General features: G+C 71.8%; 23 protein-coding genes. 8 read left to right on the plus strand and 15 right to left on the minus strand.

The features are described 5' to 3' along the window. Window positions 1-27: 27 nt before the first annotated feature. Entirely contained in the window at window positions 28-405 is a 378-nt protein-coding gene (locus AMYNI_RS0123140) for a winged helix-turn-helix transcriptional regulator (protein WP_020670436.1), read from the minus strand. Window positions 406-429: 24 nt separating this feature from the next. Between AMYNI_RS0123140 and AMYNI_RS0123145 the strand changes: the two genes are divergently transcribed. Continuing rightward, window positions 430-828: a YybH family protein gene (locus AMYNI_RS0123145; RefSeq protein WP_020670437.1), complete on the plus strand. Its 399-nt coding sequence runs from the start codon at window positions 430-432 to the stop codon at window positions 826-828. On the opposite strand, the gene AMYNI_RS0123150 is transcribed toward AMYNI_RS0123145, so the two are convergent. Then, window positions 806-1,429: an MBL fold metallo-hydrolase gene (locus AMYNI_RS0123150; protein WP_020670438.1), complete on the minus strand. Its 624-nt coding sequence runs from the start codon at window positions 1,427-1,429 to the stop codon at window positions 806-808. The genes AMYNI_RS0123145 and AMYNI_RS0123150 overlap by 23 nt on opposite strands. Window positions 1,430-1,520: 91 nt before the next feature. On the opposite strand from AMYNI_RS0123150, the gene AMYNI_RS0123155 reads away from it, so the two are divergent. Further along, the gene (locus AMYNI_RS0123155; RefSeq protein WP_040405903.1) at window positions 1,521-2,756 is read left to right on the plus strand and encodes an NADH:flavin oxidoreductase/NADH oxidase family protein; all 1,236 of its coding nucleotides are present in this window, start codon (window positions 1,521-1,523) and stop codon (window positions 2,754-2,756) included. 2 nt (window positions 2,757-2,758) lie between these two features. On the opposite strand, the gene AMYNI_RS0123160 is transcribed toward AMYNI_RS0123155, so the two are convergent. Beyond that, window positions 2,759-4,270: an ATP-dependent DNA ligase gene (locus AMYNI_RS0123160; RefSeq protein ID WP_026360816.1), complete on the minus strand. Its 1,512-nt coding sequence runs from the start codon at window positions 4,268-4,270 to the stop codon at window positions 2,759-2,761. Window positions 4,271-4,353: 83 nt separating this feature from the next. Here AMYNI_RS0123160 and AMYNI_RS0123165 point away from each other — a divergent pair, with 83 nt between their 5' ends. Next, on the plus strand, window positions 4,354-4,929 hold the full coding sequence (locus AMYNI_RS0123165; RefSeq protein ID WP_020670441.1) for a TetR/AcrR family transcriptional regulator: 576 nt from the start codon (window positions 4,354-4,356) through the stop codon (window positions 4,927-4,929). Between the two features lie 48 nt (window positions 4,930-4,977). Here AMYNI_RS0123165 and pdxR read toward each other — a convergent pair whose 3' ends face one another. Next, a complete protein-coding gene (gene pdxR / locus AMYNI_RS0123170; protein WP_020670442.1) occupies window positions 4,978-6,384 on the minus strand; it encodes a MocR-like pyridoxine biosynthesis transcription factor PdxR in 1,407 nt (468 codons plus the stop codon). Window positions 6,385-6,395: 11 nt separating this feature from the next. Next, complete coding sequence (locus tag AMYNI_RS0123175; protein WP_020670443.1) at window positions 6,396-7,256, minus strand: helix-turn-helix domain-containing protein; 861 nt, start codon at window positions 7,254-7,256, stop codon at window positions 6,396-6,398. Window positions 7,257-7,510: 254 nt separating this feature from the next. On the opposite strand from AMYNI_RS0123175, the gene AMYNI_RS0123180 reads away from it, so the two are divergent. Then, entirely contained in the window at window positions 7,511-8,416 is a 906-nt protein-coding gene (locus AMYNI_RS0123180; RefSeq protein ID WP_020670444.1) for a DMT family transporter, read from the plus strand. 54 nt (window positions 8,417-8,470) lie between these two features. On the opposite strand, the gene AMYNI_RS0123185 is transcribed toward AMYNI_RS0123180, so the two are convergent. Further along, window positions 8,471-9,868 carry a class II fumarate hydratase gene (locus AMYNI_RS0123185; RefSeq protein WP_020670445.1) on the minus strand — a complete coding sequence of 466 codons (1,398 nt, stop codon included), beginning with the start codon at window positions 9,866-9,868 and terminating at the stop codon, window positions 8,471-8,473. Window positions 9,869-9,972: 104 nt separating this feature from the next. Between AMYNI_RS0123185 and AMYNI_RS0123190 the strand changes: the two genes are divergently transcribed. Next, on the plus strand, window positions 9,973-10,965 hold the full coding sequence (locus AMYNI_RS0123190) for an NAD(P)/FAD-dependent oxidoreductase (RefSeq protein WP_020670446.1): 993 nt from the start codon (window positions 9,973-9,975) through the stop codon (window positions 10,963-10,965). A 60-nt stretch (window positions 10,966-11,025) separates the two neighbouring features. Here the strand turns inward: AMYNI_RS0123190 and AMYNI_RS0123195 are convergent, their stop codons facing one another. The 6 genes from AMYNI_RS0123195 to AMYNI_RS0123220 all read right to left on the minus strand — a co-directional run bounded on the left by AMYNI_RS0123195 (window position 11,026) and on the right by AMYNI_RS0123220 (window position 15,635). After that, complete coding sequence (locus AMYNI_RS0123195) at window positions 11,026-11,781, minus strand: S1 family peptidase (protein ID WP_020670447.1); 756 nt, start codon at window positions 11,779-11,781, stop codon at window positions 11,026-11,028. Window positions 11,782-11,789: 8 nt separating this feature from the next. Then, window positions 11,790-12,869 carry a class II fructose-bisphosphatase gene (gene glpX / locus AMYNI_RS0123200; RefSeq protein WP_020670448.1) on the minus strand — a complete coding sequence of 360 codons (1,080 nt, stop codon included), beginning with the start codon at window positions 12,867-12,869 and terminating at the stop codon, window positions 11,790-11,792. A gap of 120 nt (window positions 12,870-12,989) precedes the next feature. Then, window positions 12,990-13,226: an exodeoxyribonuclease VII small subunit gene (locus tag AMYNI_RS0123205; RefSeq protein WP_020670449.1), complete on the minus strand. Its 237-nt coding sequence runs from the start codon at window positions 13,224-13,226 to the stop codon at window positions 12,990-12,992. Next, window positions 13,223-13,642, minus strand: coding sequence for a hypothetical protein (locus AMYNI_RS0123210; protein WP_020670450.1), 420 nt, complete (start codon window positions 13,640-13,642; stop codon window positions 13,223-13,225). Before AMYNI_RS0123210 ends, AMYNI_RS0123205 begins: the two co-directional genes overlap by 4 nt. A 17-nt stretch (window positions 13,643-13,659) precedes the next feature. Next, on the minus strand, window positions 13,660-14,922 hold the full coding sequence (xseA, locus tag AMYNI_RS0123215; RefSeq protein WP_026360818.1) for an exodeoxyribonuclease VII large subunit: 1,263 nt from the start codon (window positions 14,920-14,922) through the stop codon (window positions 13,660-13,662). Continuing rightward, on the minus strand, window positions 14,919-15,635 hold the full coding sequence (locus AMYNI_RS0123220; protein ID WP_020670452.1) for a lipid droplet-associated protein: 717 nt from the start codon (window positions 15,633-15,635) through the stop codon (window positions 14,919-14,921). The genes xseA and AMYNI_RS0123220 overlap by 4 nt, the downstream gene beginning before the upstream one ends. A 114-nt stretch (window positions 15,636-15,749) precedes the next feature. Between AMYNI_RS0123220 and AMYNI_RS0123225 the strand changes: the two genes are divergently transcribed. Further along, window positions 15,750-16,766, plus strand: a complete 1,017-nt coding sequence (locus AMYNI_RS0123225; RefSeq protein WP_020670453.1) for a 4-hydroxy-3-methylbut-2-enyl diphosphate reductase — start codon at window positions 15,750-15,752, stop codon at window positions 16,764-16,766. A 42-nt stretch (window positions 16,767-16,808) separates the two neighbouring features. On the opposite strand, the gene AMYNI_RS0123230 is transcribed toward AMYNI_RS0123225, so the two are convergent. Both AMYNI_RS0123230 and rmuC read right to left on the minus strand, forming a co-directional pair. Continuing rightward, window positions 16,809-17,777 carry a DUF6542 domain-containing protein gene (locus AMYNI_RS0123230; RefSeq protein ID WP_020670454.1) on the minus strand — a complete coding sequence of 323 codons (969 nt, stop codon included), beginning with the start codon at window positions 17,775-17,777 and terminating at the stop codon, window positions 16,809-16,811. Between the two features lie 146 nt (window positions 17,778-17,923). Further along, a complete protein-coding gene (gene rmuC / locus AMYNI_RS0123235) occupies window positions 17,924-18,841 on the minus strand; it encodes a DNA recombination protein RmuC (protein WP_020670455.1) in 918 nt (305 codons plus the stop codon). A gap of 170 nt (window positions 18,842-19,011) precedes the next feature. Here rmuC and AMYNI_RS0123240 point away from each other — a divergent pair, with 170 nt between their 5' ends. Further along, entirely contained in the window at window positions 19,012-20,160 is a 1,149-nt protein-coding gene (locus AMYNI_RS0123240; protein ID WP_020670456.1) for an exonuclease SbcCD subunit D, read from the plus strand. Beyond that, the gene (locus AMYNI_RS0123245) at window positions 20,157-23,126 is read left to right on the plus strand and encodes an AAA family ATPase (RefSeq protein WP_020670457.1); all 2,970 of its coding nucleotides are present in this window, start codon (window positions 20,157-20,159) and stop codon (window positions 23,124-23,126) included. Before AMYNI_RS0123240 ends, AMYNI_RS0123245 begins: the two co-directional genes overlap by 4 nt. Here the strand turns inward: AMYNI_RS0123245 and AMYNI_RS0123250 are convergent. Then, window positions 23,121-23,834: an SDR family oxidoreductase gene (locus AMYNI_RS0123250; RefSeq protein WP_020670458.1), complete on the minus strand. Its 714-nt coding sequence runs from the start codon at window positions 23,832-23,834 to the stop codon at window positions 23,121-23,123. The two genes, AMYNI_RS0123245 and AMYNI_RS0123250, sit on opposite strands and share 6 nt — an antisense overlap. Window positions 23,835-23,866 lie beyond the last annotated feature (32 nt).

The following is a 23,866-nucleotide window of genomic DNA, read 5'->3' on the forward strand; positions in this document are numbered from 1 at the left end:
AAGTGTTGCCCTGGCAACGTTTTTCACTCACGACGTGGTCAGGGCGACGCCGGTGCGATACAGCTCGATCAGCAGCGGCCGCAGGCGCAGCCCGGTCTCGGTCAGGCGGTAGCGCGTGCGGGCGGGGAAACCGGGGAGCTTCTCGCGACTGAGCAGGCGGCGTTCGACCAGGGTGGCGAGGCGTTCGGACAGCACTTTCGCGGTCAGCTCCGGCAGCCGCCCGCGGAGCTCGCCGAACGAGCACGGCCCGCTCATCAGCTCGCGCAGCACCAGCGTGGTCCAGCGACCGGAGATCGCGGCCAGCGCGACCTCCACCGGGCAGTCCGGTTCCGGGCGGCTGGTGCGGCCCCGCTCGTCGGGCACCAGCTCGGGGTCGAAACCGTGGGTTTCCGTTTGGTGACCCATTCCGGTCGCCGCTTTGCTGGTCTCATGAACCTCGAACACCCGGCCAGTGTCCCCCTGACCACCGATCCCGGACAGCATCCCTTCGTTTTCGCGGAAGCCTTCAACACTGGTGACGCCGACGCCGTCGAGCAGGTCTACGAGCCGGACGGGGTGTTCGTCCGGCAGGACGGAGAGCAGGTGACCGGGGCGCTGCGGCGGGCGGCGAACCAGGAGCTGCTCTCGCTCGGCCTGCCGATCTCGGTACGGCCGCGGCAGGTGCATGTGGCGGGCGAGCTGGCGTTGCTGATCGTGGACTGGGTGATCGAAGGGCCGGGGCTGCTGGTCGAGGGCACTGCGACCGACGTCGCCCGCCGGGGCGCAGACGGGCGCTGGCGCTACGTGATCGACAACCCGTTCGGGGTCAGGGCTGCGGCCAGTCGCTAGCGCCGGCCTTTTCCGCGCCGATGCTGGTGCTGTCGCCGTGGCCGGTGCGCACCTCGGTCTCGTCCGGGAGCGCGAAAAGCTTGTCCTGAATGGACAGGAGGATGGTCGGATAGTCCGAAAAGGACCGTCCGGTGGCGCCGGGGCCGCCGTGGAAGAGGGTGTCGCCGGTGAACACCACGCCGAGGTCCGCGGCGTACAGGCAGACCGCGCCCGGCGCGTGGCCCGGGGTGTGCAGCACCTGAAGCTCGGTGCCGGCGATGCTCAGCGTCTGCCCGTCGGCGAGTTCGCCGTCCGGGGCGCGGTCCGGGTGGGTGAGATCCCAGACCACCCTGTCTTCCGGATGCAGCAGAATCCGCGCGCCAGTACGCCCGGCGAGTTCCGGGGCGGCGTTGACGTGGTCGTTGTGCGCGTGCGTGCAGACGATCGCGCGGACCTCGCGGTCGCCGATGACGTCGGCGATGGCGGCCGCATCGTGCGCTGCGTCGATCACGATGACCTCGTTGTCGTCGCCGATCAGCCAGACGTTGTTGTCCACGTCCCACTGCCCGCCGTCGAGCTCGAAGACGCCGGAGGTCACCACGTTCTGCACGATCGCCGCCATGTCCCGACCCTAACTGGACTGTCCACTTCGACCTACCGCCGGTATGCTACTTGCGAGTATGGTTACGCGTGAGTAGGTGAGAGGTGGCCGAATGCCCACAGGTACCGCGGTGGAACTGCTGGCCGAACCGCTGAAACTGCGCTGCGGCGCGATACTGCCGCACCGGCTGGCCAAGTCGGCGCTGAGCGAGCAACTCGGCGACCGCCGCAACGGCCCGACCCGCGAGCTCGCCGAGCTGTACCGGACCTGGGCCAGGGGCGGCGCCGGAATGTTGTGCACCGGCAACGTGATGGTCGACCCCCGCGCGCTCGGCGAGCCGCGCAATGTCGCACTGCCGACCGTCCCGTCGGTCGCCGACTACCAGCCGTGGGCGCGTGCGGTCGAGGGCACCGCGGCCCAGCTCTGGGCGCAGCTCAACCACCCCGGCCGGCAGAGCCCGCGCTTCCTGTCCCGGCAGCCGGTGGCGCCTTCGGCCGTCCCGTTCGCCGACCGCGGCGTGCGCTCGGTGTTCGCCAAGCCCCGCGCGCTCACCGGGAGTGAGATCGAGGCGATCATCGACCGGTTCGCGCTCGCCGCCAGTACCTTCGTCGACGCCGGGTTCGCCGGTATCCAGCTGCACGGCGCGCACGGCTACCTGATCTCGCAGTTCCTGTCGCCGCTGACGAACGAGCGCACCGACGCCTGGGGCGGCGACGCGGTTCGCCGGCGCCGCTTCCTGCTCGAGCTGGTCCGGCGGATCCGCACCGAGATCGGCGACGGCATCCCGCTCTCGGTCAAGCTGAACAGCGCCGACTTCCAGCGCGGCGGATTCGGCGAAGACGAGTCGCTCGAGGTCGTCCGCGAGCTGGGTGACGCCGGGATCGACCTGCTGGAGATCTCCGGCGGCACCTACGAGAAGGCCGCCATGATGGGCATGGCGCGGGAGAGCACGGTGCGTCGCGAGGCATATTTCCTCGACTACGCGGCCAAAGCGCGCAAGGTCAGCGATGTGGCGCTGATGGTCACCGGCGGGTTCAGCACCGCCGAGGGCATGGCCGAGGCGCTGCGGTCCGGAGCGCTGGACGTGATCGGCCTCGGCAGGCCGCTGACCGTGGACCCCGGGCTGCCGGCGCGGCTGCTGGCCGGTGCGGACATCCGGGCCGAGCGGCTGTGCCCGCGGACCGGCATCCGGCTGGCCGACAGCTGGCTGGAAATCCAGTGGCACACCCAGCAGATGCACCGGGTGGCCGCCGGAAAACCGGTCGAGCTGGGCCGTGGCGCGATCCGCTCGCTGGTGCACGCCGGCCTCAGCGACCCGTTCAACGCCTTCCGCCGCGTCCGCGGCTGAGATCAGGAACGGATGGTCGCGCGGACCGCGTCGATGGTGTCCGCGTCGGCGGGATCCTTGTCCGGGCGGTACCGCACCACCCTGGCGAACCGCAGCGCGAGGCCGCCGGGATAGCGGGTGCTGGTCTGCGCGCCGTCGAGCTCGATCTCCACCACCAACTCCGGGCGGACGTACACCGTCCAGTCGGTCCGCCTCGCCTCGATCTCCTGGAACTTCGCGGTCTGCCAGGTGAGCAGCTCGTCGGTGAGGCCCTTGAACGTCTTGCCGACCATGATCGGCGGGCCGCCGTCCGGGTCGCGCGCGCCGAGGTGCAGGTTCGACAGGTAGCCGGTGCGCCTGCCGTGGCCCCACTCCGCGGCCAGCACCACCAGGTCCAGGGTGTGCACCGGCTTCACCTTCAGCCAGGCGCGGCCACGACGGCCCGCCGCGTACGGCGAGTCCAGCGCCTTGACCATCACGCCCTCGTGGCCGGCGGCCAGCGCGTCTTCGAGCAGCTTCGCCGCACCAGAGACGCCGACCTGCCCGGGGATCACGTGCTCACCGGCCACCTTGCGCAGGGCGGCGTTGCGCTCGTGCAGCGGGGCGTCCAGCAGGTCCACCCCGTCCAGGTGCAGGCAGTCGAAGAAGTACGGCCGCAGCAGCAGAGCACGCACCTGCTCCTCACGTGTGCTGCCGAAGCGGCTCATCGTCTCCTGGAAGGGCCGCGGCCTGCCGTCGTCGGTCAGCGCCAGGGTTTCCCCGTCCAGCACAACGGATTCGCACGGCAGCGCGCGCACCAGCTCGACCAGCTCGGCCACGTGCCCGGTGATCTCCCGCAGCGTCCTGGTGTAGACGTGCACCTCGTCGCCGTCCCGGTGCACCTGCACCCTGGCACCGTCCATTTTGTACTCGACGATCGCGGAAGGGTTCTCCGCCAAGGCAATCTCCAGCGACTCGGCCGGGGAGGCGAGCATCGGCCGGATCGGCCTGCCCAGCCGCAGCCGCAGCTCGGCCAGTGCGAGCTCGCCGCCGGACATCGCGGCCAGCGCGGTCACCGGCAGCTGCCCGGAGAGCATGAACGCCCGCCGGACCGCCTCGCCGGGCACCTCGGCCGCGGCGGCGACCGCGTCCAGCATCACCCCTTCCAGCGCTCCTTGCCGGAGCTCGCCGGTGAGCAGCCGGAACAGGAAGTCCTGCTCCCCGGCGGTGGCGCGGCCGAACAGGGCGCGCAGGGTGCCGGCCCGGCGCCCGGTCGAACCGCTGCCGGCGGCGTCCGCGACCTCGCCGAGCGCGGTGTCCACTTCGGAGACCGTCAGCTCGGGCGCCGCGGCGGGGGCCGTCTCCAGCTCGCTCAGGGTGCGCCAGCCGGTGCCGATCCGGCCCTGGGTGGGCTGACCGGTGAGGAACGCGGCCACCGCGCCCAGCTCGTCCGGCGTGGCCGCGCGCAGCAGCTCCGCCAGCGTCGCGATCTTCACCTTGCGGGAGCGGGTCGCGGCCAGCGCGGCGGAGGCGGCGACCACATCGGCTAACAACATGTCGACATCATCCCCCTCGGCACCGACAAGTTCAGGTCGAGCGATTCCGGCCACCCGGTAGACCGGTCGGTATACTTGCTGGGATGAACCAGGACGCGGTACTGACCCCGGCGGCGGAGCGGGTGCTCGCCGTGGCCGGGAAGTTGTTCTACGAGAACGGAATCCACGCGGTCGGGGTGGAGACCATCGCCACCGAAGCCGGGGTCACCAAGAAGACCCTGTACGACCGGTTCGGCTCGAAGGACGCCCTGATCGGCCATTACCTCCGGCGCCGGGACGAGCGCTGGCGGGCGCATGTCCGCGAGGCGGTGGAGGGACGGCCCAGGGTGGCCCCGGCGCGGCGGCCGCTGCTGGTCTTCGACGCGCTCGACGAATGGATGGCCAGGGAGAACACCCGTGGCTGCGGTTTCGTCAACGCGCACGCCGAGCTGACCGACGAGGCGCACCCCGGCCGTCTGGTGATCGCCGAGCAGAAGCGCTGGCTGCTGGACTACCTGCGTGAGCTGGCCGAACAGGCCGGCCTGGACAACCCCGGCAAGCTCGCCGACACCCTGCTCGTGCTGCTCGAAGGAGCCACCGTCACCGCTTCGCTCGGTGTCGTGCCCGGCGCCGTCCGCGCGGCGAGGGAGGTCGCCAAGTCCCTCCTCGACGTCTCGTGAACGTCCCTTAAGGCCACCTTAGGGGCGTTGGACGCCCTCATGGTGGCCTTAAGGGACGGGCTGGTGCAGGCGGGCGATGGTGGTGACGGCGGCGCGGAGGCGGTCCGGCGGGGTCGCGCCGTAGCCGAGCACGAGGCCGGGAAAAGGGCGCCCGGCGGCGGAATGCGCATAGCCGGAAAGGGCGGGCGCGTTGATCCCGTGCCTGGCCAGTGTGCGCTGCAGGGCCGCGTCGTCGGTGCCCTCCGGGAGCCGGACCACCACGTGCAGCCCGGCCGCGATACCCACCGGCCGCCAGTCCGGTAATGCGGTGCGCAGCGCGGCGAGCAGCGCGTCGCGGCGCTGCCGGTAGAGCCGCCGGGTGCGCCGCAGGTGCCGGTCGTAACCGCCGGAGCGCAGCAGCCCGGCCAGCGCGGCCTGCGGCAGCGCCGAGCAGCCGAGGTCGTGCTGGCGCTTGGCCTCCACCAGCTCCGCGCGCCACGCGGGCGGGACGACCAGCCAGCCGATGCGCAGCGCGGGCACCAGCACCTTGCTCACACTGCCGAGGTAGAGCACCCGGTCCGGGTCGAGCGCGCGGATCGCGCCCAGCGCTGGTCGGTCGTAGCGGTGCTCGGCGTCGTAGTCGTCCTCGAGCACCACTCCGTCGCTCGCCTTCGCCCAGTCCAGCAGCGCCCGCCGCCGGTCCGGGCTCAGCGCCATGCCGAGCGGGAACTGGTGCGCGGCGCTGACCAGCACCGCGCTGCAGTCCGAGACGGCCAGCTCGGGCACCCGGACGCCGTGCGCGTCGAGCGGGATGCCGATCGGGCGCAGCCCGTGGTAGGCGAGCAGGCCGGCCTGCTCGCGGTGGCTGGGGTCCTCCACCGCGACCCGGCGCTGGCCCCTGGCGTAGAGCACCTGCGCGATCAGGGTCAGCGCCTCCGCGGCGCCGCTGGTGATCACGATGTCCTCCGGCGACGTGGGCATCGCGCGGACCCGGCCGAGGTAACCGGCCAGTTCGGTGCGCAGCCCGGAGTGCCCGGCGGGGTCCGGGTAGCCGAGTTCCGCGTCGGTCATCGCGGCCAGCGCGTCCCGTTCGGCGCCGAGCCACTCGGCACGCGGGAAAGCGGCCAGCGCGGGCAGGCCGGGACGCAGGTCGAAGACCCAGGTGGGGTGTTGCACGGGTGCTGGCGCCGGCCGGTGGTCGAGGTCGCCGAGCGGGGCGACCGTGGTGCCGGAGCCGTGCCTGCTCAGCAGGTAGCCCTCCGCGGCCAGCTGTTCGTAGATCGCGGTGACCGTGCCGCGGGCCAGGCCGAGCTGCCCGGCAAGGTCACGGCTGGACGGCAGCCTGGTCCTGGCCGGCAGCCGCCCGGAGCGGATCGCGGCGCGCAGCGCGGCCTCCGCCGCCTTGCCGCGCCGGCCACCCGCGCCGGCGAGCGCCGGCAGCAGTAGCTCTCGCAGAGTGGTCCGTTCTTCGGCCATCCCAGCCAAGGTTACTCGTAGACCACTCGTCGAGCCTTTTCAGTGCCGGCGACCCAGCTGGCGAGCATCGCCAGCGCCTGCTCGGTCGGTGAACCGGGCGTGGCGGTGTAGGTGATCAACGCCTGCCCCGGATCGTCCGGCAGCCGCAGCGTCTCGTAGCGCAGCTCGAGATCGCCGACGATCGGATGCCGGATGAGTTTGGTCCCGTGTGCCTTTTCCCGTACCGAATGCCCGGCCCACAGTCGGCGGAAATCCGGGCTGTGCAAGGAAAGTTCGCCGACCAGCTGCGGCAGCCGTGGATCGTCCGGATATTTGCCGGCGTCCGAGCGCAGGTTGGAAACGACCTCTTTGGCCACCGTCTCCCATTCCGGATGCAGATCGCGCGCGGTTTCGTCGAGAAAGAACATCTTGGGAATATTGAGCTCGGACGCCGGATAGGCGGCGAATTCGAAACCGATCGCGCCGCCGAGTTCGTTCCAGGCCAGTACGTCCAGATAACGGCCGGCGACGAACGCGGGCACGGTCACCGAGTCGAGCAGCCGCCGCAGGCCGGGGCGCACGCGCTGCGGCTTCGACGGCCGGGTGCGCCGCCGTTTCGGTGTGGCCAGGTTGCGCAGGTAGGTCTCTTCGTCCTCGCGCAGCCGCAGCGCGCGGGCCAGCGCGTCCAGCACCGAGTCCGACACGTTGCGCCCGCGGCCCTGCTCCAGCCGGGTGTAGTAGTCGACGCTGATCCCGGCCAGCTGCGCCAGCTCCTCGCGCCGCAGCCCGGCCACGCGCCGCTGATTCAGCGCGGCCGGCAGGCCCAGTTCGGCGGGGTCCAGTGCCGCGCGCCGGGACCTGAGGAAGGTGCCCAGCTCTGCCGTGTTGCTCATGTCGACAAGTATCCACGTCCGCGCCGGGCGCTGCCTGGTACTGCCAGACCCAGGCTGGAAAGTCACCGACCAAGGCTGACCCGCGCGCTGGAGAACAGCCTGCGCCGGCCGGAAACCGACAAAGTGTCCGATGTGGACTTGGCTGAAGAGTGGAAGGTGTTGCAGCAGGACAAGTCCGACGTCGCTAATTGGCTCAGTTTAAAACTGATCAAGTGGTCCTGTGAATTGATCCACCTGACCGCCAGTCTGAGCACATGACCACGGTTTCGACCTCCTCGCCGGTGCGGGTGCCCGCCGCCCGGTGCGGAGTGCTGGCCGGGGTCGCCACCTCGGCCATCGTGGGCGGTTCGGTGCCGGTGACCGGCATGCTGGACGGCTATCCGCTGCTCACCGGCCAGGCGCTGCGCTACGCGCTCGGCGGGCTGCTGCTGCTCGGCTGGGCCCTGCTCAGGCGACGGCCGCTGCCGAGGCCGGCCTGGTCGGACCTGCCCGCGCTGGCCGGGCTGGCGGCCACCGGGATGATCGGTTTCCAGGCCTGCCTGCTGCTCGCGCAGCGGCACGCCGAACCGGGACTGGTCGCCGCGGTGCTCGGCGGCAGCCCGCTGGTGCTGGCGATCTGCGCGCCGCTGCTGGCCGGGCGGCGGCCATCGGCCACCCCGATATTGGGTGCGCTGCTGGCCGCGGCCGGGGTGGTGGTGCTTTCCGGTGGCGGCTCGGGCGGCGGGACCGGGCTGCTGCTCGCCGTGCTGGCGATGCTCTGCGAAGCGTCTTTCACCCTGCTCGCGGTGGGCTTGGTGCGTCGGATCGGGCCGCTGGCGACCGCCACGTGGAGCTGTTTCACCGCGGCGGCGGGCGGCGCGGTGGCAGGCACCCTGGCCGACTGGGGGTCGGCCTGGCGCCTGCCGGACGGGCGGGAGCTGATCGCGCTGCTGGTGCTCGCTGTGCTGGTCACCGCGGTCGCGTTCGTGTGCTGGTACTTCGCGGTGTCCACCCTCGGCGCGGACCGTGCCGGGGTGCTGATCGGCGTGATGCCGGTGTCCGGCCTGGCGGTCTCCGTGCTGCTCGGCGCGCAGACCCCGCAGCTCGCCGACCTGGCCGGAATCGCGCTGGTCAGCCTCGGCGTCCTGGTCGGCCTCGCCACCCGCCGCCGCAGTCCGTGAAGGCCACCTTGCCTACCTTCAACGTAGGCAAGGTGGCCTTCACGGACAGTCGGGTCAGCGGCCGCCGTGGGCCATGCGGAGGACGTCGAGGGCCTGGTCCAACTGGGCTTCGGTGAGCTTGCCGCTGGACACGTGGCCGCGTTCGAGCACCACCTCGCGGATCGTCTTGCGCTCCTTCAGCGCCTGCTTCGCGACGGCGGCGGCCTCTTCGTAGCCGATGTAGGAGTTCAGCGGGGTCACGATCGACGGCGAGCCCTCGGCGTACGCGCGCAGCTGCTCGACGTTCGCGGTCACCCCGGCGAACACCTTCTCCGCCAGCAACCTGGCCACCGCGGCCAGCAGCCGCGCGGACTCCAGCACGTTGCGCGCGATCACCGGCAGGTTCACGTTGAGCTGGAAGTTGCCCTGCGCACCGGCGAAGGCCACCGCCGCGTCGTTGCCGATCACCTGCGCGACCACCTGCAGGGTGGCCTCCGGGATCACCGGGTTCACCTTGCCCGGCATGATCGACGAACCCGGCTGCAGGTCCGGCAGCGCCAGCTCGCCGAGCCCGGTGCGCGGCCCGGAACCGAGCCAGCGCAGGTCGTTCGCGATCTTGTTCAGCGACACCGCAACCGTGCGCAGGTGCCCCGAGGTTTCCACCACGCCGTCCTGGGTGGCCTGCGCCTCGAAGTGGTCGCGGGCCTCGGTCAGCGGCAGGTCCGTCACCTTCGCCAGCTCCGCGGCCACCGCCGAGCCGAAACCCTCCGGCGCGTTCAGACCGGAGCCGACCGCGGTGCCGCCGATCGGCAGCTCACCGAGCCGGGGGAGCCCGCTGCGCAGCCGTTCGATGCCGTACCGCACCTGCGCGGCCCACGCGCCGGCCTCCTGGCCGAGCGTGATCGGCACCGCGTCCATCAGGTGCGTGCGACCGGACTTCACCAGCTCGGCCCATTCGCCGGCGCGCGCCTCGATCGCGGTGGCCAGCTGATCCAGCGCCGGGATGACGTCGGTCAGCACCGCTTCGGTGGCGGCGACGTGGATGGTGGTGGGGAAAGTGTCATTGGAGGACTGGGAAGCATTCACGTGATCGTTGGGATGAACGTCGGCGCCCAGCGTCCTGGTGGCCAGTGTCGCGATCACCTCGTTGGCGTTCATGTTCGACGAAGTGCCCGACCCGGTCTGGAAGACGTCGATCGGGAAATGCGCGTCGTGCGCGCCTTCCGCGACCTCGTCGGCGGCCTTCGCGATGGCGCCGGCAAGGTCGCCGTCCAGCACGCCGAGCTGGGCGTTCACCCTGGCCGCGGCGGCTTTCAACAGGCCGAGCGCGCGGATCTGGGCGCGCTCGAGGCCACGGCCGGAGATCGGGAAGTTCTCGACGGCCCGCTGGGTCTGCGCGCGGTACAGCGCGTCCACGGGCACCCGTACCTCGCCCATCGTGTCGTGTTCGATCCGGTAGTCCTGTTCAGCCATGCCGCCAGTCTGCCCCGAGCGAGACTCGACATGCGCGGTGGCGTTGCGCACTAGGCTCGCGTGTGACGACTGCCACCCACCACTGGCGGAAAGGACGGGGAGCGATGAGCTCACCCACTGAGGGGAACACGGTCGACCTGCTGATCGTGGGCGCCGGCCCGACGGGACTGTTCGCCGCGTACTACGCGGGCTTCCGGGGGTTGAAGACGGCCATCGTGGATTCGCTGCCGGAAGCCGGCGGCCAGATCACCGCGATGTACCCGGAGAAGATGATCTACGACGTGGGCGGTTTTCCCGCCGTGCGCGGCCGAGACCTGGTCAACAGCTTGATCGCGCAGGCCGCGCCGTGGAAGCCCGCCTACCTGCTCGGCCGCAAGGCGGAACGGCTCGCGCACGTCGAGTCCCGCCTCGAGGTCACCCTCGACGGCGGTGAGGTGATCAGCGCCGGCGCGGTGCTGATCACCGCCGGCATCGGTGAGTTCACCCCGCGCCCGCTGCCGGCCGGGGACGGCTGGCTCGGCCGCGGCATGGTGCATTTCGTGCCCGAGTTCGAGGTGCACCGCGGTCAGGACGTGGTGGTGGTCGGCGGCGGCGACTCCGCGTTCGACTGGGTGCTCGCCCTGCATCCGATCGCGAAGAGCGTCACCCTGGTGCACCGCCGCGCCAAGTTCCGCGCCGCCGAGTCGATCGTGCGCGAGGCGCGGGATCTCGGCGTGCGGATCATCACCGACGCCGAGGTCACCGAGATGCGCGCGGACGGGGCCGGGCGGCTGGCCGAGGCCGTCGTGCAGGCGAAGGGCGCCGAGCCGGAGGTGCTCCCGGCGCAGACCGTGGTCGCGGCGCTCGGGTTCACCGCGGACCTCGGGCCGCTGGAGAGCTGGGGGCTGAAGATCGAACACCGGGCCATCGAGGTGGACAGCAGGATGGAAACCGCGGTGAGCCGGGTGTACGCCGCCGGCGACGTGGCCTCCTACCCGGGCAAGGTGAAGCTGATCGCCACCGGGTTCGGTGAGGCGGCGACCGCGGTGAACAACTTGGCGGTGGCGCTCAACCCGGAGGCGCACCTGTTCCCCGGCCATTCGTCCAACGTGGAGTAGCGGCCTTTCCGCAGGTCGGCGGTCGTGAGTGAAAACGGTTGCCGGAGCAACCGTTTTCACTCACGAGGTCATTTGGTCGAGCCAGGGCTGGTAGGCGATCGCGGAGGTGTAGATGGACGGCGAGGTGGCGCAGGTGGGGTTCTTGTTGCCCGGCCTGCTGGTCACCCCGACCAGCCGCCAGGTCTCCTCGAGCCGCACCAGCTCGGGGCCGCCGGAGTCGCCGTAGCAGGAGCCCGCGGTGCCACCGGGATTGTCGGTGCACAGTTCGACCGTGCCGTCGAACTCGGCCGTGCAGCCCGCGCCGTCCACCACCTTGGTGTCCAGCTGCTGGAGCACTTCGGATCGCGGGCCGCAGTTCTTCTCCGGGCAGGTCTGACCCCAGCCGAGCAGCCGGGTGGGCGTCCCCGGCACGGCCGAGCTGCCGATCGGCAGCGGCGCGGCCTGCGCCGGCGCGGCCAGTTTGACCAGCGCGATGTCGCCCCCGGCGCCGGACGGGTTGTAGTCGGGATGGACCACCAGCTCCGCGGCCGTGCCGACCTCGCCGCCCTCGACGAGGCTGTTGCTGCCGATCCGGACGGTGAGCGTCGTCGGCTCGCGGCCCTGCACGCAGTGCGCGGCGGTGACCACCCAGACCGGCTTGACCAGCGTGCCGCCGCAGACGTGCTCCCCGGAGGCCGACTGCAGCGACACGTTGAACGGGTAGACCTGGTCGGCGGCCGCCCCGCCGACGATCAGCGGCTGGACCGCCGACGCGGGTGAGGCACCGGCGAACGTGCAGATCAGCGCGATGACCGCGGCGAGCGAACGGCGCCCCATGGTCCCTCCTACGGTAACGGCGGCACGATGTCCTCGTCGGCGACCGGGTCTTCGGCGTCGAGCTTGCCGTCGAAGTCGACCGAGGCGTACGCGCGCAGCTTGGTCAGCCGGTGGTAGCCATCGATCAGTCTGACCGTGCCGGACTTGGACCGCATCACGATGGACTGGGTGGTCGCCCCGCCGGAGCGGTAGTGCACCCCGCGCAACAGGTCGCCGTCGGTGACGCCGGTCGCGCAGAAGAACACGTTGTCCCCGCGCACCAGGTCGTCGGTGCCCAGCACCCGGTCCAGGTCGTGCCCGGCGGCCAGCGCCTTCTCCCGCTCGGCGTCGTCCTTCGGCCACAGCCTGCCCTGCAGTTCACCGCCGAGGCACTTCATCGCGCAGGCCGCGATGATGCCCTCCGGGGTGCCGCCGATGCCGAGCAGCATGTCCACCCCGGTGGTCGGCCTGGCGGCCGCGATCGCGCCGGCCACGTCGCCGTCGGAGATGAACCGGATCCGCGCGCCGGCCTCCCGGACCTCCTTGATGATCTGTTCGTGCCGGGGCCGGTCCAGGATGCACACGGTGACGTCGGAGACGCCGCTGTGTTTCGCCTTGGCCACCCGCCGGATGTTCTCCGCGATCGGCGCGGCCAGGTCCACCGCGCCAGCGGCCTCCGGGCCGACGGCGAGCTTCTCCATGTAGAACACCGCGGACGGGTCGAACATCGCGCCCCGTTCGGCGACCGCCAGCACGGCCAGCGCGTTGGGCATGCCCTTGGCCATCAGGGTGGTGCCGTCGATCGGGTCCACCGCGACATCGCAGTCCGGCCCGTCGCCGTTGCCCACCTCTTCGCCGTTGTAGAGCATCGGCGCCTCGTCCTTCTCGCCCTCGCCGATCACCACGACACCGCGCATGGAAACGGTCGAGACGAGCTGGCGCATGGCGTCCACCGCCGCGCCGTCGCCACCGATCTTGTCGCCCTTGCCGACCCACCGGCCCGCCGCCATCGCGGCCGCTTCGGTCACCCGGACCAGCTCCATGGCGAGGTTGCGGTCCGGTGCTTCCCGGAGTCGAGGCGTGCTGCTGGACGAGCTGTCGCTGGACATGCTGCCTCCCGAATTACATGTGGTCGGAGGCTTCAGATCCTCTCAGATCCGGCGGCGCGGCCGGGCACCCGAGGGCATGGTGAACGTCACTGTGAGTTATTCATTAAAAGCCGATGTGGCCTACTGAGCGTCCTCTTCGGCGTCTTCTTCGACCGACGCGAGGGCCGCTTCGATTCGCTCACGCGCGCCGTCGAGGTGCCGCTCGCAGAGCTTGGCGAGCGTCTCGCCCTTCTCCCACAGGGCGAGCGACTGCTCCAGCGACAGGCCACCGGCTTCGAGCTCCCGGACCACCGCGACCAGCTGGTCGCGGGCCTCCTCGTAGCCGAGCTCGGTGCTGCCGTTGCTGCTCTCGCTCACGCTGTCGGGCTCCTAGTTCGCTTGGTACGGCCCGATTCCCTCGGGGTCCGCGGCGCGCCGCCGCCCGCGCACACTACCGCGCTGGCCATCGCGTGGTCGTACCCGACGAACGCGCGGGCGAACTCCTGGCCGTCGCCCTCGGCGAGTGCCTCCTCGATGTCCGACTGCGCGCGGGCGACCCGGCGCCGGTGCGCGGCGCCCTCGGTGAACCACCACTTGGTGCCGACGTGCACCGAGGTCGCCTCGGACAGCCGGCGCAGCCGGACGTCCAGCCCGGCGCCGGCGCGGGCGCAGCCGGCCAGCAGCGCGGTCCAGCACTCGCCGGCCGCGGCATCGGTCTGCCCGGCTTCGCGCAGCACTGCTTTCGCGCGGGCGCCGCGGGCGGCCTCGATGGTCATCGGCAGAAACGTGGCCATGCGGATGTCCAAGGTGGCTACCCTCCTTCCCCTGCGCGCACCTCCGCCTGCAGGGCGCCGTCCACGACGCGCACCCGCAGCGGGGTCCCGTCCGCTACTTCAGAGACCGATCGGAGTACCTGGAGGTTGCCTGCCTCGTCCACGTATTGCACGACCGCGTAGCCGCGTTCGAGGGTGGCGGCCGGGCCGAGCGCGGTCAGCCTGGCCCTGGCCGAGGCCAGCGCGGCCTGCTCGGTGGACAGGGCGCTGAGGATCGCCCGGCGGCCGCGTTCGCGTTGCAGCTCGACCTCGTCGGCGCGCCGTTGGATCGGTGCCAGCGGGTCGGCCAGCACCGGGCGGCTGCGCAGCTGGTCGAGCAGCCGGCACTGGGTGTCCACCCAGCCGTGCAGGGCACGGCGGGCCCGGTCGCGCATCTGGCGCACCCGCTGGGCCTCTTCCTTGACGTCCGGCACGATCCGCTTGCCGGCGTCGGTCGGCGTGGAGCAGCGAAGGTCCGCGACGTGGTCGAGCAGCGGGCTGTCCGGTTCGTGGCCGATCGCGCTGACCACCGGGGTGCCGGCCGCGGAGACCGCGCGGCAGAGCGCCTCGTCGGAGAACGGCAGCAGGTCCTCCACGCTGCCACCGCCGCGGGCGATCACGATCACCTCGACGTTCGGATCGGCGTCCAAAGTAGACAGTGCTTTGAGGATCTGCGGTACCGCCTGCGCGCCCTGCACCGCGGTGTTGATCACCTGGAAGGCGGCCGACGGCCAGCGGTTGTGCGCGTTCACCAGCACGTCCCGCTCGGCGGCCGACGCCCGGCCGGTGATCAGCCCGATGCCCTTCGGCAGGAACGGCAGCCGGCGCTTGCGCTCGGCGGCGAACAGGCCCTCGGCGGCGAGCAGCTTGCCCAGCCGCTCGATCCTGGCCAGCAGCTCGCCGATGCCGACCGCGCGGATCTCGTTCGCGCGCAGGCTCAGCGTGCCGCGGCCGAGGAAGAAGGTCGGTTTGGCGTGCACCACGACGCTGGCGCCCTCACGCAGTGGCGGCTCCAGGCCGCGCAGCAGGCGCATCGGGCAGGTGACCGACATGGACACGTCCGCGGACGGGTCCCGCAGGGTCAGGAATCCGGTCGAGGTGCCAGGTCGCGCCGAGATCTGGGTGACCTGCCCCTCCACCCAGACCGCGCCGAGCCGGTGGATCCAGTCGGCGATCTTCCGCGCCACCGTGCGCACTGGCCAAGGGCTGTCCGCCGTGGACGCTTCCTTGGCGGGGGATGCCGCTGTGGAGTCGGTGCTCACCGGCCCCCTTCGTCTTCGAAACCGTCTGTGTCGCTGGCTGTGTCTGTGTCGCCGCCGCCGTCGCCCTGCTCCGCGCGGTGCACGTTGCCGATCCGCCGCGCCAGCATTCCGGTGAAGGAAGGCCGGTCGCCGTGATCGCGTTCGTAGGCGAGCAGCTCTTCCAGCTGAGCCAGGGTGAGCCTTCGCAGCCGGGCGCGCAACTGGGGCAGGGTGAGCTCGTCGTAGTTCGCCACCCCGGCCGGGCCGGGGCCGGTGTCGTGCTCGCCGTCCTCGTGCCCTTCGGCCAGCGCGCGCTCCTCCTGTGCCCAGGGATCGCCCGCCACCTCGGGCAGATGGCCGTTGTTGGTCTCGCCGTGCGCTTCACGGGGCCGCGGCAGCTCGGTGTCCAGCTCCTCGACCTCGATCTCGATGTCGATCGGGGTCACGTTGTCGAACCCGGCCGAGTCGAACCCGGCCGACGGACCGGGTTCGATGTCTTCGTCGAAGGTCGCCCAGCTCGGCGTGTCCTCGACCGGGCGCAGGGTGGACAGCGCGTCGTCACCCCGGATCGCCAGTTCGGTGACGTGCTGCTGCACGCGCATGGACAACTGGAGCACCTGGCTGGCCACGGTGACGGGCAGGCCGATGACCTGTTTCGGTAGTTCGCGAACCCGCTCAGCCGTCGTCACGGCGAGCCCGGCGGCGACTCGAAGCGGAAGCGGGAGAGGCTTCATGCCCACAGCCTGCCGCACTTACGCCATCCTGCCCAACCGAATGGGTGTTTCGGCCGTAACTGGGTGACTCGCCGCACAGGAAGCCGCCCGGGAACCAGCCCGTACCCTGGTGGCATGAGTGCTGCGAGCCCCGGAACCGAGCCCGCCGACATCAGCCCCATCGCGCCGGCCGAGAAATCAGGCTCGGCCAGCGGGAAGCGCGTGCTGCTCGCCAAACCCCGCGGCTACTGCGCCGGTGTGGACAGGGCCGTGGTCGCGGTCGAGAAGGCTTTGGAGCTGCACGGTCCGCCGGTGTACGTGCGTAAGGAGATCGTGCACAACCGCCATGTCGTGGACACGCTCCGTGAGCGCGGGGTCATCTTCGTCGAAGAGACTTCGGAGGTGCCCGAAGGCGCGCTGGTGGTGTTCTCCGCGCACGGTGTCTCACCCGCGGTGCACGCCGAGGCGGCCGAACGCAACCTGCGCACCATCGACGCGACCTGCCCGCTGGTCACCAAGGTGCACAAAGAGGTCAACCGGTTCGCCAAGGACGAGTACGACATCCTGCTGATCGGCCACGAGGGCCACGAAGAGGTCGAGGGCACCGCCGGCGAGGCGCCGGACTCGGTGCAGCTGGTGGACACCGCCGCCGACGTGGACAAGGTCGCCGTCCGCGACCCCTCCAAGGTCATCTGGCTCTCGCAGACCACGCTGAGCGTGGACGAGACCATGGAGCGGGTGGACCAGCTCCGCGAGCGGTTCCCCGAGATCGCAGACCCGCCGAGCGACGACATCTGCTACGCCACCACCAACCGCCAGGTGGCGGTCAAGGCGATGGCCGGCGAGTGCGATCTGGTGCTGGTGGTCGGCTCCATGAACTCGTCCAACTCCAAGCGCCTCGTCGAGGTCGCGCTGAAGGCCGGGGCCCGCGCCTCCTACTTGGTCGACTTCGCCAGCGAGGTGGACGAAGCCTGGCTCGAAGGGGTTGAGACGGTCGGTGTGACCAGCGGCGCCTCGGTGCCGGACCTGCTCGTGATGGAGCTGCTCGACTGGCTGGCCGAACGCGGCTGGGGCGACGTGCAGGAAGTCACCACCGCGGACGAGAAGATCGCCTTCGCGCTACCCCGCGAAGTCCGCCAAAAGCGCGCCTGACCCCCAACCGGCAAATAGCCGGCTTTTTGCCCTTTGGTGAGGTCAGTCTTCGTTTTCCCAGGGGCGGGCGCTGCGACGGCGTGGCGGTGGCGGCGGGGGATTGCCGCGCCGGTCCTGGCCGCGTCGGGGACGGTCCGCGCGCGGGTCGTCGGCCGGTGGCGGAGTGCGCCGGCCTCGGCTGTCGGGCTGGCCGGAGCGTGGTGCGTCGGTCCGGCGGCGTTCACCGTCGACCGGCCGCTGGCGCGGCTGCCGTGCGCCGCGAGTGCCGGGCGGAGGCGGGGTCTTGCCGCCGCGAAGGCCGCCGTCGCCCTCCCGGCCGCGCCTGGCACCGCCGTCGTCCGGCCGCTTCCGGGCGCCTGCCGCACCGGCCGCCGCGGCCGCGCCACTGGGACCCGGCTCGCCGGGGCGGCGCCGGGCGCCGGGACGCCCTTCGGCCGGACGTCCGGCCCTGGCCGGAGCCGGCCGGCCGGCCGCGCCGGTACGGGGACCGGCCGGGTCGCCGCCGCGGTCCTTGTCCACCGCCTTGCGGGGCAGCTTCTTGATCCGCGGGTCCGGGTCGCGCTCCCGGTAGATCCGGTAGATGCCGATGGCCAGGACGATTCCGGTGGTGATCGCCATCGTCGGGAAGCCGTTGATCAGCGGTTGGCCGATCTGGAGCGCCTTCGCGAGACCATCACCACCGGCCGGCGCGTTGCCGCCGACCAGCATCACCCCGGGCACGATGACCGCCAGCACCAGCGGCGGCTGCACCATCGGCGCGAACAGGCTGCGTCTCTGCACCGCGCAGATCGCGCCCACCACCCCGATGAAGTAGGCGCCCTTGAACAGGTTGCCGAGGGCGTCCCCGATCTGGAGGTCCACGGCCGCACCGACCAGGGCCAGGCCGAAGCCCAGCAGAACGGCCCCCCACCAGGGCAGACCCCGGCGGTCGACGGCGATAGGACGCTGGTCCCAAGGCACGGCGACGTCGTCGGCGTCTGGATCGCTTCGGCGATCGCGAATGGCGGTCACGAGACAACACCGTATCCCGTACTTGCCGCCGAGCGCGTACCACTCCGCGATCGTGGTAACTCCGGCCATCGGCCGCGCGCCGCCGCACGCCCCCAGGTGGATGGGCCAAAGCGGGTCGCCGCCGGTTCGGTGCAGAGATGTTTTCCTTAGCTGGCAGCCATTTCGTCTCCCTTCCGGATGGTCGGCACCGGCGACGGGCTGGCCGCCGCGTCGGTCAGCGGGGCGACCGAGGTGCGGAAGGTTTCCAACGCGTCCAGCTCCCGCCGGCGCGCGGAGAGGAACCGCTGCAGGTGGGTGCTGGAGAGGTTGAGCGCGTCCACCGCGTTGCCCGCCGCCCGGTGCGCCGCCCCGGCACCGGTGCGCACCTGCTCGATGTCCTCGACCATCGCCCGGTCACTGGCCGCGAACAGGGCGGCCGAGGCGAGCACCGCGAACCCGGTCGGCCCGCAGAGGAAGACCCGCCGGTCCAGCATCCAGCGGAGCAGCTCGGGGTCGGTGTCCAGCGCGGCCACCACGGCCGCGTCCGACGGCACGAACATGATCGTGCCGTAGATCGCGTCCGCCCAGCGCTGGTAGCCCTTCCCGGCCAGTTCGGCCGCCCTGGAGCGCAGGTTGCGCACGTGCACCCGCAGCGCGTCCAGCCGCTCGTCCGTGTCGTCGGTCTCTACCGCCTCCGCCCAGCAGGCCATGCTCGCCTTGGCGTCCACCGGTACCGTGCGGTCCCCGCCGACCCGGAGCACCAGGTCCGGTTTGGCCGCGCCGCCGCCGGCCAGGTCGGTCTGCAAGGTGAAGTGCAGCCCTTCGCGCAGGCCGAGTGCCCGTGCCGTCTCCACCAGTACCTGTTCGCCCAGCTCGCCACGGCCGCTGATCGAGGCGAAGGCGACCTCGTAGCGGCGCAGCGAGACCTGCTGCTCGTCCACCCTGGAGCGCTCGGCCTCGACCTGGCGTGCCGCCGCGTCGGCGCGCCGCATGCTGTCGTTGTACAGCCGCCACAGCAGCAGCACCGCTACCGCCAGCAGCACCGCGACGGCGACGGCCGCCGTGGTGAACACCGTCGAACCCACCAGCGCGCTCCTTTCGTTCACTGACCGGTTGTCACCGGTGACCGTTCGCAACGCATCATGGCGGAAGACCCCGACAGAACCCGGTGGTCGCCCCACTAGAACATACGTTCGAGTGAACACGCCGCCGGAAGTCCGAAGATCTGTCGGCCGTCCGGCCTAGCTTGGGACCCGTGAGAGCACTCCACACCTCCGACTGGCACATCGGCCGCACCTTCCACGGCGCCGATCTGCTCGCCGAGCAGGAAGCCGTCCTGGCGCACCTGGCCGACCTCGTGGTCGACGAGGCGATCGACGTGGTGTTCGTGGCCGGGGACGTCTACGACCGCGCGGTGCCCTCCGCGGAGGCCGTCCGGGTCGCCACCTCCGCGCTGGGCAGGCTCCGGGAGGCCGGTGCGGAACTGGTGCTCACCGCCGGCAACCACGATTCGGCGCCGCGGCTCGGCGCCTTCGGCCGGTTCGCCGCCGCCGGTGGTCTGCACCTGCGCACCACGGTGGACGCGCTGGCAGAGCCGGTGCTGCTGAACGACCGGCACGGCACCATCGCCTGCTACGGAATCCCTTATCTGGAGCCGGAACCGGCCCGGCACGCGCTCGGCGTGCCGGACGCGCGCGGGCACACCGGCGTGCTCACCGAGGCGATGCGCCGGGTGCGCGAAGACCTGGCGAACAGGCCGGACGGCACCAGGTCGGTGGTGCTCGCGCACGCCTTCGTCACCGGCGGCGCGGGCAGCGACTCCGAGCGCACCATCGCGGTCGGCGGGGTGGAGGAGGTGCCGGGCGCGGTCTTCGACGGGGTGGATTACGTGGCGCTCGGCCATCTGCACGGCCCGCAGGTGCTCGCCGAGCACCTGCGCTACTCCGGCAGCCCGCTGGCCTACTCCTTCTCCGAAGCCAGGCAGCGCAAGTCGGTCTGGCTGGTCGAATTCGACGAAAAGGGCCTGGCCGGGGTCGAGCGGCGGGAGCTGCCGGTGCCGCGGCGGCTGGCGACGCTGACCGGAAGGCTGCAGAACCTGCTCGACACGCCGGAGTTCAGTGCGTTCGAAGACAGCTACCTCTCTGTGACACTGACCGACAGGGTGCGGCCGGTGGACGCGATGCGCCGGTTGCGCGAGCGCTTCGCCCACGCGGTGCATCTCGACTGGCAGCCCGAGGGCGGGGACACCTCGGCGGCACTGCGTTACGCGGAGGCCGTCCGTGGGCGTTCCGATTCGGAGATCGCGGCGGCCTTTCTCGCCGACTGCCGTGGCGCGGAACCGAACGAGCGCGAGCGGAAGCTGCTCCAGCGCGCACTCGAGATGGCCGCCAGGGAGGACGAGTGAGGCTGCATCGGCTGGAGGTCACCGCGTTCGGGCCGTACGCGCGGCACGAGGCGGTGGACTTCGACGCGCTCGGCGCGGACGGCCTTTTCCTGCTGCACGGTGACACCGGCGCGGGTAAGACGACCTTGCTGGACGCGGTGGCCTTCGCCCTATTCGGCGTGGTCCCCGGTGCGCGCGGCGACACGAAGCGGCTGCGTTCCGACCTGGCCGAGCCGACCGCGGTGACCGAGGTCGCGCTGGAACTGACCCTGCAGGGCCAGCGGCTGCGGCTGACCAGGAGCCCGTCCTACGAGCGGCCCAAGCTCACCGGTGATGGCACCACCACGCAACCGGCCAAGGCGTCCCTGAGCTGGGTGGACGCGGTGCCGCACGGCCAGGCGCCGGAGGGCTTGACCAGGATCGACGAGGTCGGCCGCACGGTGCAGCGGCTGCTCGGCATGAACGCCGAGCAGTTCTTCCAGGTGGTGCTGCTGCCGCAGGGCGAGTTCGCCCGTTTCCTGCGGGCCGAGACCACCGAACGCGAGCAGCTGCTGGAGCGGTTGTTCGGCACCCAGCGGTTCGGCGACATCGAGCGCTGGTTCCGCGAGCTGCGCGCCGAGCGCCGCCGGGAGCTGGACCAGCGGCGCGGTGGGCTGCGCGAGTGGGTGGCCAGGTTCGCGCAGGCGGCCGGCGCGGACACCCCGGAGTCGGCGTCCCCGGAGTGGCTCGCGGACGTCGAACAGCAGGCGAAGCAGGCCGTCGCGGACGCGGAAACGGTGGAGCAGTCGGCGAAATCGGCCAGGCAGGCCGCGGGCGAGACGCTGGCCGAGCGGACCGCCGCGGCCGAACGGGTGCAGCGGGTCCGGCTCGCGCACCGGAAACTGGCCGCGCTGGCGGCTCAGCGGGACGAGCGCGCCGGATGGGCCGCCGAACTGGCCGCCGCCCGCCGCGCGGCCACCGTGGCGAGCGGTGCCGACCAGGCGGACCGGGCCAAGGCGCAGCTCGACCGGGCGGAGCTGGCCGAGCGGTCGCGGGTGGCCGAGTTGGACCGGCTCGGCTACCGGGAGACCGAGTTGAACACGGCTTCGGTGCCGGAGCTGCGGGAGCGGGCCGGCGCGTTCCGGGAGGAGGCCGGGGCGCTGGCCGGGCTGGTCGAGGAAGCCGAGCAGCAGCGGCGGGACCTCCGCGCGGTGGAACGGCTGGCCGAGACCGCGACCCACGCGTCCGCGCAGACCGAGGTGCTGAACGGCAAGCTGGCCGGTATCCCCGAGCGGATCGACGAGCTGCGCACCAAGCTCGAAGCGGCCGGTGAAGCCGAGGCGAAACTGGACGGGGTGCTGGCCAGGGAGTCCGAGCTGGCCGCCGGGGTGGCGGACGCGGACCGGCTGGCGCCGGCGGAACGGGCGGTGGCCGAGGCCGAGGCCGCCCTGCTGGTGGCCACCGATGGGCACCTGCGCGCCAAGGAGCACCGGCTGCGGCTGCGCGAGCTGCGGCTCGACGGGATGGCCGCCGAACTGGCGGTCGGTCTCGCGGCGGGTTCGCCCTGCCCGGTCTGCGGGTCCGCCGAGCATCCGGCCCCGGCCGAGCCGGCGGCGGGTTCGGTGGATCAGGACCAGGAGCAGGCCGCCGAGCAGGCCGAAAGCAGGGCCGAACGGGAAAGGCAGGCGGCGGAACGGGCCAAGCACGAGGCCGAGCGGGCGCTCACCGGGATTCGCGAGCGGTTGCGCGGGCGGACCGGGGACGCCTTGCGCGGCGAGCTGGCCGAGGTCACCGAGGAGCTGGGTGCGCTCCGCTCGCTGGCCGGGCAGCGGGCACGGCTGGCCGACCAACTGCGTTCGGTGGAGGCCGAGTCCGAAGCACTGACCGTCCAGCTGCGCGAGGCGGAGCACGCCGCGACCACCGCGGGTACCGAGCAGCGCGGGCTGTCGGAGCGGATCGCCGAGCGGGCTCGGCGATTGGAAGAAGCCCGTGGTGAACACGAAAACGTCGGTGCCCGCCGGGAGTATCTGACCACCGTGCTGCGCGCGCTGGATGCGCTCGCCGAGGCCAGGGCGGCCAGCGGCACGGCACGGGAACGGCTGGACGAGCAGCTGGTGGCCGTGCGGGAAGCGCTGGCGCGCGCGGAGTTCGGCACCGTGGCCGAGGCCCGTGCCTGCGCGAGGCCGGAGGAAACCTTGGCAGAGCTGGAAAACCGGCTGGCCGAGGCCGACCGCGCCGAGGCGTCCGCGCGTTCGGTGCTGGCCGAGCCCGGGCTGGCCGGGGTGTCCCCGGAGGACGAGATCGACGTCGAAGCGGCCAGGCTGGTGGCCGATGACGCCAGGGCACGGGCGGAAAAGGCGGTGTCCGAACGGAGTGCGGCCGAGACGAAGGCCGCCGAGCTGGCGACCCTGGCGGGGCGGCTCGGCGCGGCCGCGGCCGAATTGGCGCCGTTGGAGGAGAAGTTCGAGGAACTGGACGCGCTGACCGACGTGGTCAACGGTCGCGGCCAGAACGCGCGGAAGATGTCGCTGCGGTCCTACGTGCTCGCCGCCCGGCTGGAAGAGGTGGCGCTGGCCGGTACCGCGCGGCTGCGCACGATGAGCCAGGGCCGCTACTCGTTCGTGCACTCGGACGCGGCCGGCGCCCGTGGTACCCGCGGCGGTCTCGGCATCGACGTGCTGGACGACTACTCCGGCGCGGTCCGCCCGGCGAAGACCCTGTCCGGCGGGGAGTCCTTCCTCGCCTCGCTCGCCCTCGCGCTCGGTCTCGCGGACGTGGTGGCCGCGGAGACCGGTGGCGCGCTGCTGGACACCCTGTTCATCGACGAGGGCTTCGGCACGCTGGACGCCGAGACGCTGGACATCGTGATGAACGTGCTCGACGAGCTGCGGGCCGGCGGCCGGGTGGTCGGCCTGGTCTCCCATGTCGAGGAGCTGCGTCAGCGCATCCCGACCAGGCTGCGGGTCAGGAAGTCCCGCACCGGGTCCACTTTGGAGCTCCAGTCATGACCCCGCCCACTGGCGTTCCAGGTCCGGGTAGATCAGCTCGAGATCGTCCGGCAGGGACGCCTTGATCTGACGGGTGCGCTCGTCCGCCAGCACCTCCTCGCGGCCGGCCTCGATCGCGTCCAGCACCTGGCCAGCCACCTCGGCCGGGGCGTGCTTCGGCACGTCGAAACCCTCGGCCAGTCGGGTGTCGATGAACCCGGAGTGCACGCCGACCACGAGCGTGCCCTGTGCGCGCAGCTCCATCCGCACCCCGTTGGTCAGCGACCACAGGGCGGACTTCGTGGCGCAGAACGAACCCATCGACGGGAAGCTGAAGAACGACACGATCGACAGCATGTTCACCAGCGCGCCGCCGCCGAGCAGCGGCGCGAAGGCCCGGCACATGTTCAGCGTGCCGAAGTAGTTGGTCTCCATCTCCCGCCTGGCCTCGTCGGTCGAAGACGAGCCGATGAACGGGCTCAGCGTGCCGTAGGCCGCGTTGTTCACCAGCAGGTCGACGTCCTGGCATTGTTCGGCCGCGGCGGCGACCTGGCCGGGGTCGGTGATGTCCAGCTCGACCGGCACCAGGCCGGGCCCGGTGATCTCGCCGGGGCGGCGCCCGCCCGCGTAGACGGTCTTGGCGCCGCGGGCGAGCAGGGTGCTGGCGAACGCCGCGCCGAGCCCCCGGTTCGCCCCGGTGACCAGTGCCGTCGCGCCTTCGATCCGCATGTATCCGCTCCTTCGTACGCTGATCTCTTCGG

Source organism: Amycolatopsis nigrescens CSC17Ta-90, from assembly GCF_000384315.1.
GTDB lineage: Bacteria > Actinomycetota > Actinomycetes > Mycobacteriales > Pseudonocardiaceae > Amycolatopsis > Amycolatopsis nigrescens.

Coding starts and splice junctions, on each gene's coding strand:
- AMYNI_RS0123140 (WP_020670436.1), bottom strand. CDS start 405: ATGGGTCACCAAACGGAAACCCACGGTTTCGACCCCGAGCTGGTGCCC.
- AMYNI_RS0123145 (WP_020670437.1), top strand. CDS start 430: ATGAACCTCGAACACCCGGCCAGTGTCCCCCTGACCACCGATCCCGGA.
- AMYNI_RS0123150 (WP_020670438.1), bottom strand. CDS start 1,429: ATGGCGGCGATCGTGCAGAACGTGGTGACCTCCGGCGTCTTCGAGCTC.
- AMYNI_RS0123155 (WP_040405903.1), top strand. CDS start 1,521: ATGCCCACAGGTACCGCGGTGGAACTGCTGGCCGAACCGCTGAAACTG.
- AMYNI_RS0123160 (WP_026360816.1), bottom strand. CDS start 4,270: ATGTTGTTAGCCGATGTGGTCGCCGCCTCCGCCGCGCTGGCCGCGACC.
- AMYNI_RS0123165 (WP_020670441.1), top strand. CDS start 4,354: ATGAACCAGGACGCGGTACTGACCCCGGCGGCGGAGCGGGTGCTCGCC.
- pdxR (WP_020670442.1), bottom strand. CDS start 6,384: ATGGCCGAAGAACGGACCACTCTGCGAGAGCTACTGCTGCCGGCGCTC.
- AMYNI_RS0123175 (WP_020670443.1), bottom strand. CDS start 7,256: ATGAGCAACACGGCAGAGCTGGGCACCTTCCTCAGGTCCCGGCGCGCG.
- AMYNI_RS0123180 (WP_020670444.1), top strand. CDS start 7,511: ATGACCACGGTTTCGACCTCCTCGCCGGTGCGGGTGCCCGCCGCCCGG.
- AMYNI_RS0123185 (WP_020670445.1), bottom strand. CDS start 9,868: ATGGCTGAACAGGACTACCGGATCGAACACGACACGATGGGCGAGGTA.
- AMYNI_RS0123190 (WP_020670446.1), top strand. CDS start 9,973: ATGAGCTCACCCACTGAGGGGAACACGGTCGACCTGCTGATCGTGGGC.
- AMYNI_RS0123195 (WP_020670447.1), bottom strand. CDS start 11,781: ATGGGGCGCCGTTCGCTCGCCGCGGTCATCGCGCTGATCTGCACGTTC.
- glpX (WP_020670448.1), bottom strand. CDS start 12,869: ATGTCCAGCGACAGCTCGTCCAGCAGCACGCCTCGACTCCGGGAAGCA.
- AMYNI_RS0123210 (WP_020670450.1), bottom strand. CDS start 13,642: ATGGCCACGTTTCTGCCGATGACCATCGAGGCCGCCCGCGGCGCCCGC.
- AMYNI_RS0123220 (WP_020670452.1), bottom strand. CDS start 15,635: ATGAAGCCTCTCCCGCTTCCGCTTCGAGTCGCCGCCGGGCTCGCCGTG.
- AMYNI_RS0123225 (WP_020670453.1), top strand. CDS start 15,750: ATGAGTGCTGCGAGCCCCGGAACCGAGCCCGCCGACATCAGCCCCATC.
- AMYNI_RS0123250 (WP_020670458.1), bottom strand. CDS start 23,834: ATGCGGATCGAAGGCGCGACGGCACTGGTCACCGGGGCGAACCGGGGG.